Source organism: Actibacterium sp. XHP0104 (assembly GCF_025751515.1).
In the GTDB taxonomy this organism is placed as follows: domain Bacteria; phylum Pseudomonadota; class Alphaproteobacteria; order Rhodobacterales; family Rhodobacteraceae; genus Actibacterium_D.
The window spans coordinates 78120-90123 of the sequence record NZ_JAOWLE010000005.1 but is presented as its reverse complement, the minus strand read 5'-3'; the positions used below and the strand labels follow the sequence as shown (position 1 = coordinate 90123).

13 protein-coding genes are annotated in these 12004 nt (G+C 63.4%); 6 read left to right on the top strand and 7 right to left on the bottom strand.

Going from position 1 to position 12004, the window contains the following annotated elements:
• Positions 1-28: 28 nt before the first annotated feature.
• Complete coding sequence (locus OE856_RS09460; RefSeq protein ID WP_263715843.1) at positions 29-250, bottom strand: YdcH family protein; 222 nt, start codon at positions 248-250, stop codon at positions 29-31.
• A gap of 164 nt (positions 251-414) precedes the next feature.
• On the opposite strand from OE856_RS09460, the gene OE856_RS09455 reads away from it, so the two are divergent.
• A complete protein-coding gene (locus OE856_RS09455) occupies positions 415-828 on the top strand; it encodes an Hsp20 family protein (protein ID WP_263715842.1) in 414 nt (137 codons plus the stop codon).
• Between the two features lie 19 nt (positions 829-847).
• Positions 848-1075, top strand: coding sequence for a DUF1150 domain-containing protein (locus OE856_RS09450; RefSeq protein ID WP_263715841.1), 228 nt, complete (start codon positions 848-850; stop codon positions 1073-1075).
• A 67-nt stretch (positions 1076-1142) separates the two neighbouring features.
• Here the strand turns inward: OE856_RS09450 and OE856_RS09445 are convergent, their stop codons facing one another.
• Positions 1143-2861: a bifunctional sulfate adenylyltransferase/adenylylsulfate kinase gene (locus OE856_RS09445; protein WP_263715840.1), complete on the bottom strand. Its 1719-nt coding sequence runs from the start codon at positions 2859-2861 to the stop codon at positions 1143-1145.
• 202 nt (positions 2862-3063) lie between these two features.
• Positions 3064-4005: a thioredoxin-disulfide reductase gene (gene trxB, locus OE856_RS09440; protein WP_263715839.1), complete on the bottom strand. Its 942-nt coding sequence runs from the start codon at positions 4003-4005 to the stop codon at positions 3064-3066.
• Positions 4006-4179: 174 nt separating this feature from the next.
• On the opposite strand from trxB, the gene OE856_RS09435 reads away from it, so the two are divergent.
• Complete coding sequence (locus OE856_RS09435; protein ID WP_263715838.1) at positions 4180-4680, top strand: Lrp/AsnC family transcriptional regulator; 501 nt, start codon at positions 4180-4182, stop codon at positions 4678-4680.
• A 6-nt stretch (positions 4681-4686) separates the two neighbouring features.
• Here OE856_RS09435 and OE856_RS09430 read toward each other — a convergent pair whose 3' ends face one another.
• Positions 4687-5565, bottom strand: coding sequence for a cation diffusion facilitator family transporter (locus OE856_RS09430; protein WP_263715837.1), 879 nt, complete (start codon positions 5563-5565; stop codon positions 4687-4689).
• A gap of 64 nt (positions 5566-5629) precedes the next feature.
• Positions 5630-6094, bottom strand: coding sequence for an SH3 domain-containing protein (locus OE856_RS09425; protein ID WP_166499719.1), 465 nt, complete (start codon positions 6092-6094; stop codon positions 5630-5632).
• Between the two features lie 144 nt (positions 6095-6238).
• Here OE856_RS09425 and OE856_RS09420 point away from each other — a divergent pair, with 144 nt between their 5' ends.
• Together OE856_RS09420 and OE856_RS09415 are read left to right on the top strand one after the other, a co-directional pair.
• Positions 6239-7225, top strand: a complete 987-nt coding sequence (locus OE856_RS09420; protein WP_263715836.1) for a 2-hydroxyacid dehydrogenase — start codon at positions 6239-6241, stop codon at positions 7223-7225.
• A 107-nt stretch (positions 7226-7332) separates the two neighbouring features.
• Positions 7333-9822, top strand: coding sequence for a GcvT family protein (locus tag OE856_RS09415; RefSeq protein WP_263715835.1), 2490 nt, complete (start codon positions 7333-7335; stop codon positions 9820-9822).
• 148 nt (positions 9823-9970) lie between these two features.
• Here the strand turns inward: OE856_RS09415 and OE856_RS09410 are convergent, their stop codons facing one another.
• Positions 9971-10309: a carboxymuconolactone decarboxylase family protein gene (locus OE856_RS09410; protein WP_263715834.1), complete on the bottom strand. Its 339-nt coding sequence runs from the start codon at positions 10307-10309 to the stop codon at positions 9971-9973.
• Between the two features lie 122 nt (positions 10310-10431).
• On the opposite strand from OE856_RS09410, the gene OE856_RS09405 reads away from it, so the two are divergent.
• On the top strand, positions 10432-10848 hold the full coding sequence (locus OE856_RS09405; RefSeq protein WP_263715833.1) for a CBS domain-containing protein: 417 nt from the start codon (positions 10432-10434) through the stop codon (positions 10846-10848).
• Between the two features lie 52 nt (positions 10849-10900).
• On the opposite strand, the gene OE856_RS09400 is transcribed toward OE856_RS09405, so the two are convergent.
• Entirely contained in the window at positions 10901-11980 is a 1080-nt protein-coding gene (locus OE856_RS09400) for a BMP family ABC transporter substrate-binding protein (RefSeq protein ID WP_263715832.1), read from the bottom strand.
• Between the last annotated feature and the right edge of the window lie 24 nt (positions 11981-12004).

Sequence of the window (12004 nt, the reverse complement as noted above, 5' to 3'; positions counted from 1 at the left end):
GAGGCGGCACTATAGCGGGAACGCGGGCTTACGCAATGATGTCGGGGGTCAGCTGGTCTTCGAGCGCGGCAATGCGATCTTTCAGTGTCAGTTTCTGCTTTTTCAGCCGCCGCACGGTGAACTGATCGGCCACGCCGCCCTTTTCCTCGAGCGCACGAATGGCCTCGTCAAGATCGCGATGCTCGCGCTTGAGAACCTCCAGCTTTAGCCGCAGGACTTCTTCGGTGTTCATCTCGCTGGCGATGTTCATATGTGCTCGGCTGAATCAGGTGCCTCTGACCCGTAACATAGTCACTCGGGGGCCATTCGGGAAGAGCGCCCTTGCGCATCGGCGGGCGGGTTCCCATATTTCCATCAAGGTCGCCGTTGAACGGGACCGTGGAATTCAGGTCGCTTACTCAAGGACTTGCGGAGATGACGAAACTGACCCTTGGCTCGCACCCCTACATGCTGGGTTTCGAGCAGCTTGAACGCCTGCTGGAGCGCAACGCGAAATCTGGCAACGAAGGCTATCCCCCGTTCAACATCGAACAGACATCCGAGCGCGGATACCGCATCACGCTGGCCGTGGCGGGGTTCCGCGAGCAGGATCTGTCGATCACCGTCGAAGACCGGCAACTGGTCATTCGCGGCCGTCAGGCCGACGAGGACGAGACCCGCGTCTTTCTGCACCGTGGCATCGCCGCGCGGCAGTTCCAGCGCAGCTTTGTGCTGGCCGATGGGGTCGAGGTCGCCGGCGCGACCATGGAGAACGGGCTGTTGCATGTCGATCTCAGCCGCACCGACCCTCAAACGGTGGTGCAGACGATCCGCATCAACAAGGCCTGACAGGCAAAGGGGAAACGCGATGAACACGAAATACGAGTTCCTGCCCGATGACGGCGACCGGATCGTCTATGTGCGCCCGGTGGCTGTGGCCGACCTGCCCGAAGAGGTGCAGGAACAGGCCCAGGGCATGGAAGAACTTTACGCCGTGCATGATTCGAACGGCGAGCGCCTGGCGCTGGTGCGCGACCGGACGCTGGCCTTCATCCTGGCGCGACAGAACGACCTGTCGCCCGTGACCGTGCACTGACAACAGACGCCAGAAATGCAAAAGGCCCCGGCAATCGCCGGGGCCTTTGTCGTTTCGGGGGCGGGCCTTATTGCAGGCCGATCAGACCCAGCGATTCCAGCTTCAGCAGAACCTGATGCGCGCAATGGTCGACATCGGTGCTTTCGGTCTCGAGGCGCAGCTCGGGGTTCAAAGGCACATCATAGGGGTCAGAGATGCCGGTGAATTCCTTGATCTTGCCTTCGCGCGCCAGTTTATACAGGCCCTTGCGGTCACGGCGTTCGCATTCCTCGATCGTGGTGGCGATATGCACTTCGACAAAGGCGCCATACTGTTCGATGTCTTCGCGAACCGCGCGGCGGGTGGTGGCATAGGGCGCGATCGGGGCGCAGATGGCGATGCCGCCATTCTTGGTGATCTCGCTGGCCACGTAACCAATGCGGCGGATGTTCAGGTCGCGGTGTTCCTTGCTGAAGCCCAGCTCGGACGACAGGTTCTTGCGCACGATGTCACCGTCCAGCAGCGTCACCGGGCGGCCGCCCATCTCCATCAGCTTGACCATCAGCGCGTTGGCGATGGTCGATTTGCCCGAGCCCGAGAAACCGGTGAAGAACACGGTAAAGCCCTGCTGCGAGCGCGGCGGCGAGGTGCGGCGCAGTTCTTTCACCACTTCGGGGAACGAGAACCATTCCGGGATCTCCAGACCTTCGCGCAGACGGCGGCGCAGCTCGGTACCCGAGATGTTCAGGATCGTGACATTGTCCTTGTCCGCGATCTCGTCATTGGGTTCGTACTGGGCGCGTTCCTGCACATAGACCATGTGTTTGAAGTCGACCATCTCGATGCCCATTTCCTCTTGATGCTGGCGGAACAGGTCCTGCGCATCATAGGGGCCATAGAAATCGTCACCGGCGCTGTTCTTGCCGGGGCCGGCGTGGTCGCGGCCGACGATGAAATGGGTGCAGCCGTGGTTCTTGCGGATCAGACCGTGCCACACAGCCTCGCGCGGGCCGGCCATGCGCATCGCCAGGTTCAAGAGCGACATGGTGGTGGTCGATTGCGGGTATTTGTCCAGCACGGCCTCGTAGCAGCGCACGCGGGTAAAGTGATCGACATCGCCCGGCTTGGTCATGCCGACAACCGGATGGATCAGCAGGTTGGCCTGGGCCTCACGTGCGGCGCGGAAGGTCAGCTCCTGGTGGGCGCGGTGCAGCGGGTTGCGGGTCTGGAAGGCCACGACCTTGCGCCAGCCCAGCTTGCGGAAATAGGCGCGCAGCTCGTTCGGGGTGTCGCGGCGGGCCTTGAAATCATAATGCACGGGCTGCTGGATGCCGGTGATCGGGCCGCCCAGATAGACGGGGCCGGCGACGTTGTGCAGGTAGTTGACGGCCGGGTGGGCCTGATCATCGGCGCCGAATACCTTTTCGGCCTCGCGGGCCTTGTTGGGCGTCCAGCGGTCGGTGACGCTCATGATCGCCAGGATCACGCCTTCCTGGTCGCGCAGCGCGATGTCCTGGCCCGGTTCGAGGCCCTCGGCGAATTTCTCGGACACGTCCAGCGTGATCGGCATCGGCCACAGCGAGCCGTCGGCCAGGCGCATGTTCTCGACAACGCCGTTGTAATCTTCTTCGCCCAGGAACCCCTTGAGCGGGTTGAACCCGCCATTCATCAGCAGTTCCAGATCGCAGATCTGGCGCGGGGTCAGATCCCAGCTGGGCAGGTTGCCGGCTTCGTCTTTCAGCTTCAGCGCGCTTTCATGGCTCACGTAAAGCTCTGTGATCGGGGCGAGATTATTGTTTATGGGCATATCGTCACTCGGAATAAGAAGGGGCGGTTTCGGCGCTGGGTAACGCCGTTTGGGCCGGAATATCAACCTTCGGCGACGTTTATTTTGCAACTGCGGCGAAATGAACGCTAAAGCCAGCGTTTTCGGGAAAATTGTTTCGAAAAGCTTCGGCAATCAAAACTCCGGCCCCGACAAACAGGGGCCAGAGTCGCTTTCGCGGGAATTATTCGTTTTCGGCCAGCCAGCGCTCGGCCTCGAGTGCGGCCATGCAGCCCATGCCGGCACTGGTGACGGCCTGACGGTATTTGTGGTCGGTCAGGTCACCCGCGGCAAAGACGCCGGGGATGCTGGTTTCGGTGCTGTCGGGCTTGGTCACGACATAGCCGCCCATGTGGGTTTCCAGCTGATCCTTGACCAACTCGGATGCCGGGGCATGGCCGATGGCGACGAAAAAGCCCTTGCAGGGCACTTCGGTGATCTCGCCGGTTTCGACATGCTTGGCGCGCACGGCCTCGACCCCCAACGGATTGTCGCCGCCGGTGATCTCGTCGATGGCGTGGTTCCACAGGATCTCGACCTTGGGGTTCTTGAACAGGCGGTCCTGCAGGATCTTTTCCGACCGCAGGCTGTCGCGGCGATGGATCAGCGTGACCTTGGAGGCGAAATTGGTCAGGAACAGCGCCTCTTCGACGGCCGTGTTGCCGCCGCCGACCACGACCACCTCTTGCCCGCGATAGAAGAACCCGTCGCAAGTGGCGCAGGCCGAGACGCCAAAGCCTTTGAATTTCTCTTCAGAGGGCAGGCCCAGCCATTTCGCCTGGGCGCCGGTCGCCAGGATCAGCGCGTCGCAGGTGTAGGTGGTGCCGCTGTCGCCATGGGCGGTAAACGGGCGTTTCGACAGGTCGAGGCTGGTGATGATGTCACCGATGATCTCGGTCCCGACAGAGCGGGCGTGCTCTTCCATCTTGATCATCAGCTCGGGGCCCTGGATCTCGACCTCGCCGGGCCAGTTCTCGACCTCGGTGGTGATGGTCAGCTGGCCGCCCGGCTGAATGCCCTGGATCAGCACCGGTTCCAGCATCGCGCGCGAGGCATAGACAGCCGCCGTATAGCCCGCCGGGCCCGACCCGATAATCAGAACCTTGCTGTGTTTCGTCTCGCCCATGATCGGCCCCCTCAATTGTGACATGTCGGATATAGACACCCGCCGCGCGGGGTGAAAGCCCCCTGTGCGCCTATGACCGGCCTCGATAGAGCGGTTCAAAAAATTACTCAAGTGCGAAATATTATTGCGCACCATCTGACCCGCGCGTATTATTCGCGAAAATGGAGGGCAGTCATGGCGGGCGCGAAACTCGATCCGATCGACAGAAAGATTCTGGCCGAGCTTCAGGCGGATGGCCGGATGACCAACGTCGAATTGGCCAAGCGCGTGGGCATTTCTGCGCCGCCGTGTCTGCGGCGCGTGCGTACGCTGGAGGAAACCGGCTATATCAAGGGCTATCACGCCGATGTCGATGCGCGCGAGCTGGGCTTTGAGGTTCAGGTTTTCGCCATGGTTGGCCTGCAAAGCCAGGCCGAGGCCGACCTGTCGGCCTTTGAGGCACGCTGCCGCGGGTGGCCCCTTGTACGCGAATGTCACATGCTGAACGGCGAGGTCGATTTCATCCTGAAATGCGTGGCCCCCGATCTCAGCACCTTTCAAAGCTTTCTGACCGAGCAGCTGACCGCCGCCGACAATGTGGCCAGCGTCAAGACCTCGCTGGTGATCCGCTGCGCCAAGGATCAGCCGGGCGTGCCTTTTGACGTGCTCGAGGCGCGGATCAACCGCCAGGCCTAGGACCACCTAGTCGCGCACCGGGTCCTTGTGAATGATCACCTGGGCATTCGGATAGGCCTCGATCAGCGCGCGTTTCAGCCCGGCGCCGATGGCATGGGCGTCGTGCAGGCTTTGATTGCCGTCCAGCTCGATATGCAGATTGATGAACAGCTGACTGCCGGCGGTGCGGGTCTGCAGGTCGTGAAACCCGTAAAGGCCGGGCCAGTTGCGGGCGATCTCGGCAATGCCGGCGACGATCTCGGGGTCGGCCGAGCGATCCATCAACGCATGCCACGCGCCCGAGCCGATATTCACCGCCCCCACGCCCAGCATCACAGCCGCACCCATCGCGACCACGCTGTCGACGCCCTGCAGCCCGAACTGGGCCGAGGCCCACAGCGCCAGAATCGCCCCCAGGTTGGGCAGCAGGTCGCCCAGGTAATGCAACTGATCGGCCTTGACCACGCGGCTGCCGGTGCGGGCCGCGACGCGGCGCTGCCACAGCACCAGCCCCAGCGTCAGCACCACCGACACGGCCATCACCACCATGCCGCGCCCCTCGGACATCAGCTGCACGGGCGCGTCCGACACGATGCGCCGCAGCCCGGCCCAAAAGATCACGCCGGCCGAAACAAGGATGAACAGCGCCTGGCCCAGCGCCGCCAGATCCTCGGCCGAGCTGTGCCCGAAATGGTGGTCTTCATCGGCGGGGCGGGCGGCATAGATGATCGCCGCAAGCCCCCCCAGCGAGATCATCAGATCCATCGCGCTGTCGGCCAGCGAGGCCGCGATCGACAGGGCGTGGGTCTCGCCCAGCGCCCATAGTTTCAGCACCACCAGCGTCGCGGCGACCCCGACCGAGGCCAGCCCGGCGGACATGTTCATCAGATGCGGTTTTTCAGACATGGGGCGTTCCGATCTAGGCCCTATCCATCTAGCCCAAGCCGCCCGGCCGGGCAACGCGGCGCGTTTACTCGAACACCTCGTCTGTGCGCACGCCCCACAGGGTCGATTTCTGCACCCAGCCCTTTACCCGCCCGGCTTTGACCTGGCACCAGTCCAGCGTGCATTGCTCTAGCCAGGCGATCACGCCGCGTTCGGCATGGGCCACGACCTGCGACTCGGCGCTGGGGCTGCGATGCAGGTTCTGCATCTCGGCCTCGATCAGCACGGTGCGCACGCCCGACAGCAATGAATAATGCATCCAGCCGCCCATGCCGTCCTGATCGCGCACCCGGCGCCAGTGGCCATATTCGCCCGTGATTTCCAGCGGTTGGTTGCGGTGTTTATAGACCCAGTCGATGCGATGGGTCTGGCCGGGGCCGTGCCGGGCATAGCCTTCGGCGGCCTTCAGCGACACGTATCGCGGGATTGGCAGGTTCGTCACCGACCCACGTTCCTGCGCCCCTGCCACGCCCAGTGACAGGGCAGTCATCAGAACTGCCAGAAAAACTGCCCGCATTATGCCTCTTGTTCCCTTTGTCGCAGGGTTTTGTCGGTGACGGGGTCTTGTGCATCCCCTGATCTTCCGACACTTTGCCACTACGGAGATGGGTTGAAAAGAACAGGGAGAATGTGAATGCCCGCAGAACGCCTGACTGTTGTTGTTACGCGACGGTTGCCCGGGGTCTTTGAGGCCCGGCTGAAAGAGCTGTTCGATGTCGAGCTGCGCGAGACAGACGAGCCGATGACTCAGCAAGAGCTGGCCGACGCGATGCAGCGCTGTGACGTGCTGGTGCCCACCATCACCGACCGCATTGACGCCGGCCTCTTGGCTCGCGCCAGCGAGCGCCTGCGCCTGATCGCCAACTATGGCGCCGGCGTCGACCACATCGACGTTCACAGCGCCCGTCAGCGCGGCATTCTGGTGTCGAACACCCCCGGCGTTGTCACCGATGACACCGCCGACATGACCATGGCGCTGCTGCTGGCCGTGACCCGCCGCATTCCCGAAGGTCTGGCCGTGATGCAAAAGGGCGAATGGGGCGGCTGGGCCCCCGGCGCGATGCTGGGCCACCGTGTGGGTGGCCGCCGTCTGGGCATCATCGGCATGGGCCGCATCGGCCAGGCCGTTGCCCGCCGCGCCGTGGCCTTTGGCCTTGAGGTCCATTACCACAACCGCCGCCGCCTGCGCCCCGAGATCGAGGCCGAGACCAACGCCACCTATTGGGACGACCTCGACGAGATGGTCCAGCGCATGGATGTCATCTCGATCAACTGCCCGCATACGCCCGACACCTTCCACCTGATGGATGCGCGTCGCCTGCGGATGATGAAAGAGAACTCGGTCATCGTGAACACGTCGCGCGGCGAGGTGATCGACGAGAACGCCCTGGTGCGCCAGCTGCGCGCCGGCTCGATCGCCGGTGCCGGTCTGGACGTGTTCGAAGGCCGCTCTGGCGTCAACACCGAGCTGCGCGAGCTGCCCAACGTGGTGCTCTTGCCGCATATGAGCTCGGCCACGGTCGAAGGCCGTGTCGAGATGGGCGAAAAGGTTCTGTTGAACATCAAGACCTTTGCCGACGGCCACCGCCCGCCCGATCAGGTCGTTCCGGCGATGCTTTAAGCGACCCATGTCGCTTTTCCGCCTCTAAATGTCGGGCTGATTTCTCCGGCGCGCGCGGGCTGCTGCATTAATGTGATCAGCAGCCCCAGCGCAGGAGAGTCGCCGCCATGAAAACCCATGTCAAAGCCCTGGTCGTCGGTGGCGGTGCTGTCGGCGCCTCTGTTGCCTATCATCTTGGCCGCGCGGGCTGGGACACGATGCTGTTGGAGCGTGACGAGCTGACCGCGGGCAGCACCTGGCATGCGGCGGGCCTATTGCCCTATTTCAACATGTCCTTTGCGACGACGCATATCCACGACTACTCGATCAAGTTCTATAAGACGCTCGAGGCCGAAACCGGCCTGAACCCCGGCTTTTCCATCGTCGGCAACCTGCGCATGGCCCAGACGCAGGATCGCATGGACGAATACATGCTGTACGCCAGCACCGCCGAAACCTGCGGCGTGCCCTATGAATGGATGACCCCGGCGCAGATCAAGGACCGCTGGCCGCTGGTCCGCACCGAGGATCTGAAGGGCGCGATCTATCACCCCACCGATGGCTACATCAACCCGGCCGATGTGACCCAGGCCATGGCCAAGGGCGCGCGCCAGTTCGGCGTGACCATCGAACGCCGCTGGCAGGTCGATGCCTATGAATGGACCGGGTCGGAATGGCGCGTGACCTGCACCAAGATGGTGGAAAAGGGCGGCAACCTCGTGCCCTCGGACGAACAGGTCGTGATCACCGCCGAACATGTCGTCACCGCCACCGGCAACCATTCGCAACGCACCGCGCGGATGCTGGGTCTCAAGACCCCGGCCATCCCGGTGGAACACCAGTTCATCGTCACCGAACCCGACCCGGCGCTGGTCGCATGGCGCAAGGCGGGCAACCCCGAACATCCCGTGCTGCGCGATGCTGACGCCAAATGGTATGTGCGCGAGGAACGCGGCGGCTGGATCCTTGGCCCCTATGAGCGTAACGCCCCCGCGCGCTTTGCCTACGGCGTGCCCGACAGCTTTCGCGCCGATCTCTTCCCGCTTGATCTGGAGCGGATCGAAGAAGAATACATGTCGATGATCCATCGCATCCCGTCCTCGGAAACGGTGGGGCTAAAGGACGATTTCAACGGCCCGATCTGCTACACGCCCGACGGCAACCCGCTGCTTGGCCCCGCGCCGGGCCTGCGCAACATGTGGCTGGCCGAGGGCTTTAGCTTTGGCATCACCGCCGCGGGCGGCACCGGTTATTACCTGGCGCAGCTGATGACCCAGGGCGAGGCCGAGATCGACATGGCCTCGCTTGACCCGAAACGGTTCGGCGGCTGGATGACCACCGACTATGCCGTGGCCAAGAACGAAGAGGCCTACGAGCACGTCTATATCCTGCACCACCCCGACGAGGAACGCCCCGCCGCACGGCCCCTGCGCACCTCGCCCGCCTATGATCGGCAAAAAGCCCGTGGCGCGCAGTTCGGGCAGGTCAACGGCTGGGAACGCCCGAACTATTACGCCCCTGAGGGCTTCAACGACCATGACGCCCGCAGTTTCCGCCGCGGCGGCTGGTGGCAATATGCCGTGGACGAGGCAAAGGCCATCCGCGAAACCGCCGGCCTGATCGACGCGACCGCATTCACCAAACACCTGGTGCGCGGGCCGGGGGCGACGGCCTTCCTTGACTGGTTCACCACCAACAAACTGCCCAAGGTCGGACGGATCAACCTGACCTACGCCCTTAGCTCGGCCGGGACCACCCGCACCGAATACACCATCGTGCGCCTGGCCGAGGGCGAATACTACCTCGTGTCGGCAGGCGCATGGCAGGCCTATGACCACGACTACCTGATCAAGGCGGCCGAGGACAAACGCGCCGAATTCGGCTGGATCGACATCCACGACGTCACCACCCAATGGGGCGTCTTCGCCATCGCCGGCCCCAACAGCCGCGCCATCCTGCGCGAGCTGGTGCGCGACGCCGACCCCGAGACAGCGCTGTCGAACAAACGCTTCCCCTGGCTGTCGATGCGCGAGATCGAACTGGGCATGTGCCCGGTTCGTGCGATCCGCGTCGCCTATACCGGTGAGCTGGGCTGGGAGCTGCACCACCCGATCGAAATGCAGACCTACCTGTGGGACAAACTGATGCAGGCAGGCGAGGCACACGGGCTGAAACTGGTCGGCGCCCGGGCGCAGAACTGGCTGCGTCAGGAAAAATCCTATCGCGCCTTCGGCACCGAACTGGGCCGCGATGCCACCCCGTTCGAGGCCGGGCTCGATCGCTTTGTCGACCTGTCGAAAGAGTTCCACGGCAAGGCCGAGATGCAGGACACCGGCATCCGCAGCTCTTGTGTGACGCTGTTGATCGACGGGCCTACGGATGCCGACCCTTGGGGGCGCGAGGCGCTTTATGACGGTGATGCCCGCGTCGGGCGCCTGACCTCGGGCGGCTATTCGGTGGCGTTCGGTAAAAGCATCGGCATGGGCTATGTGCGGCCCGATCTGGCGACGCCGGGAACCGTGTTGCAGGTCAAGATGTTCGACCAGTTGTGGACGGCCACCGTGACCGACGACAGCCCCTATGACCCCAGCAACGCCACCATTCGCGTAGACGGTTAGGGCAGGGCCGGGGCTCTGCCCCGGACCCCGGGATATTTATGCGAAAAAGAAGGGGGTTTCTTCTTCGCGAAAATATCCCCGCCGGAGGCACCCTGACGAGCCGCAGGCGAGGAGGTATCTCTTGCGCGCGACAGCGCGCGCAATGTGATCAGGCCGCGCTGAACTCGTCAAAGATCTCCAGCGCCTTGGCGGCATACATCATGGCCGGGCCGCCGCCCATCTGGATGGTCATGGCCAGCACGTCGCCGACCTCTTCGCGGGTGGCGCCGGCGCGGATCAGGGCCTCGACATGCAGGACGATGCAGGCGTCGCAGCGGGTGGCGACGGCGATGCCCAGAGCCACGTATTCCTTTTCCTTGAAGCTGAGAACGCCGCCCTCCTTGACGCCTTTGCTGAGGATCTGAAAGCCCTTGGTTGCCTCGGGGATGCATTTGTTCAGCGCGCGCAGTTGGTTCTTGGTTTCTGCGCTTTTGTCGGTCCAGCTCATGGGGGTCTCCTGTTCTGTGCTCATTCGCCTAAAACACTTCGTGTAATGCCAGACTTTGATCCGCGTCAAATACACATGCGCGAAACGCGATATTTTCGGGGTTGGCCATGCAGGGGGGCGACATGCTGATCACATCCATTCGTGAGATTCTGGCCGGGCGACCGCTTTATTCGGTGCCCGAGGATGCAAGCGTGGCAGAAACCTGCCGGCAGATGGCCGAGCATGCCACCGGCGCGGTTCTGGTGCTGGGGCCGGGCGGGGTGCTGGCGGGTGTTCTCACCGAGCGTGACGTGGTTTGCCGCGTTGTGGCCGAGGGGCGGGACGCGGCTGAGTTGCCGGTTGCGCAGGTGATGACGCGCGATCCGGTGTCGGTCGATATCGACGATGCGCTCAGCGATGCCCTTGCGGCCCGGATCGGTGGGTCGTTCCGGCATTTGCCGGTTCTGGACGACGGTGTGCCCGTGGGCATTCTGTCGGCGCGCGAGATCCCGGCGGACTACCGGATGATGTTCGAGCGGTTTCAGGAGTTGTCGCACTGACCGCATAAGAAAAGCCCCGCGCAGGGCGGGGCTTTCGGGGGTTTCGTCGCGCTTATTGCGGGATGTCGCCGGTGATGCCTTCGACGTAGAAGTTCATGCCAGCCAGCGTGCCGTCATCGGCAGTTTCACCTTCGGCCAGCCAGTCGCTGCCGTCCTGCTTTTTCAGCGGGCCGGTGAACGGGTGGTAGCTGCCATTGGCGATGGCGTCTTTGAGGGCCAGGGCCTCGGCTTTGACATCCTCGGGCACCGCCGACGAGATTTCGCCGATGCCGACCATCCCGGCGCCGATGCCATCCCAGGTATCGACCGAGGTCCAGCTGCCGTCGATCACGGCCTGGGTGCGGGCGATGTAATAGGGCGCCCAGTTGTCGATGATCGAGCTGACGCGCGGCATCGGGGCGTATTCGCCCATATCCGAGGCCTGGCCAAAGGTGATGACGTTGCCAGCCTTCTCGGCGGCCGCCTGCGGCGCGGTCGAGTCGGTGTGCTGCAAGATCACGTCGGCGCCCTGTTCGATCAGCGCGTTGGCGGCGTCGGCCTCTTTCGCCGGGTCGAACCAAGTATAGGCCCAGATCACCTTGAACTCGACATCCGGGTTCACCTTCTTGGCGTGGATATAGGCCGAGTTGATGCCGCGGATGACCTCGGGGATCGGGAAGGAGGCGATATAGCCCACCACGTTCGATTTGGTCATGTGGCCGGCGATGGTGCCCTGCACGGCGCGGCCCTCGTAGAAGCGGGCGCTGTAGGTGCTGACGTTATCGGCGCGTTTATAGCCGGTGGCGTGCTCGAATTTCACATCCGGGAATTTCGCGGCCACGTTCAGCGTCGGATCCATATAGCCGAACGAGGTGGTGAAAATCAGGTCGGCACCCGACAGGGCCATCTGGGTCAGCACGCGCTCGGCGTCGGCGCCCTCGGGCACGCTTTCCTGATAGATGGTCTCGACGGCATCGCCGAAATGTTCTTCGACCGCCAGGCGGCCTTCGTTGTGTTCATAGGTCCAGCCGCCATCGCCGATGGGTCCGACAAAGACAAAGCCGACCTTGGTCTTGTCGGCGGCAAATGCGGCCCCGGCCGAGGCCAGACCCAATGCCGCGACGGATGCGGCAAGCAGGGTTCTGCGTTTCATATGGTTGCTCCCGTGTTGAGTGTG

Bases quoted from the DNA above. Each gene is read 5' to 3' on its own strand.
- OE856_RS09445 (WP_263715840.1), bottom strand. From the start codon at position 2,861: ATGCCCATAAACAATAATCTCGCCCCGATCACAGAGCTTTACGTGAGC.
- OE856_RS09455 (WP_263715842.1), top strand. From the start codon at position 415: ATGACGAAACTGACCCTTGGCTCGCACCCCTACATGCTGGGTTTCGAG.
- OE856_RS09430 (WP_263715837.1), bottom strand. From the start codon at position 5,565: ATGTCTGAAAAACCGCATCTGATGAACATGTCCGCCGGGCTGGCCTCG.
- OE856_RS09400 (WP_263715832.1), bottom strand. From the start codon at position 11,980: ATGAAACGCAGAACCCTGCTTGCCGCATCCGTCGCGGCATTGGGTCTG.
- OE856_RS09410 (WP_263715834.1), bottom strand. From the start codon at position 10,309: ATGAGCTGGACCGACAAAAGCGCAGAAACCAAGAACCAACTGCGCGCG.
- OE856_RS09405 (WP_263715833.1), top strand. From the start codon at position 10,432: ATGCTGATCACATCCATTCGTGAGATTCTGGCCGGGCGACCGCTTTAT.
- OE856_RS09460 (WP_263715843.1), bottom strand. From the start codon at position 250: ATGAACATCGCCAGCGAGATGAACACCGAAGAAGTCCTGCGGCTAAAG.
- OE856_RS09415 (WP_263715835.1), top strand. From the start codon at position 7,333: ATGAAAACCCATGTCAAAGCCCTGGTCGTCGGTGGCGGTGCTGTCGGC.
- OE856_RS09420 (WP_263715836.1), top strand. From the start codon at position 6,239: ATGCCCGCAGAACGCCTGACTGTTGTTGTTACGCGACGGTTGCCCGGG.
- OE856_RS09435 (WP_263715838.1), top strand. From the start codon at position 4,180: ATGGCGGGCGCGAAACTCGATCCGATCGACAGAAAGATTCTGGCCGAG.
- OE856_RS09425 (WP_166499719.1), bottom strand. From the start codon at position 6,094: ATGACTGCCCTGTCACTGGGCGTGGCAGGGGCGCAGGAACGTGGGTCG.
- trxB (WP_263715839.1), bottom strand. From the start codon at position 4,005: ATGGGCGAGACGAAACACAGCAAGGTTCTGATTATCGGGTCGGGCCCG.
- OE856_RS09450 (WP_263715841.1), top strand. From the start codon at position 848: ATGAACACGAAATACGAGTTCCTGCCCGATGACGGCGACCGGATCGTC.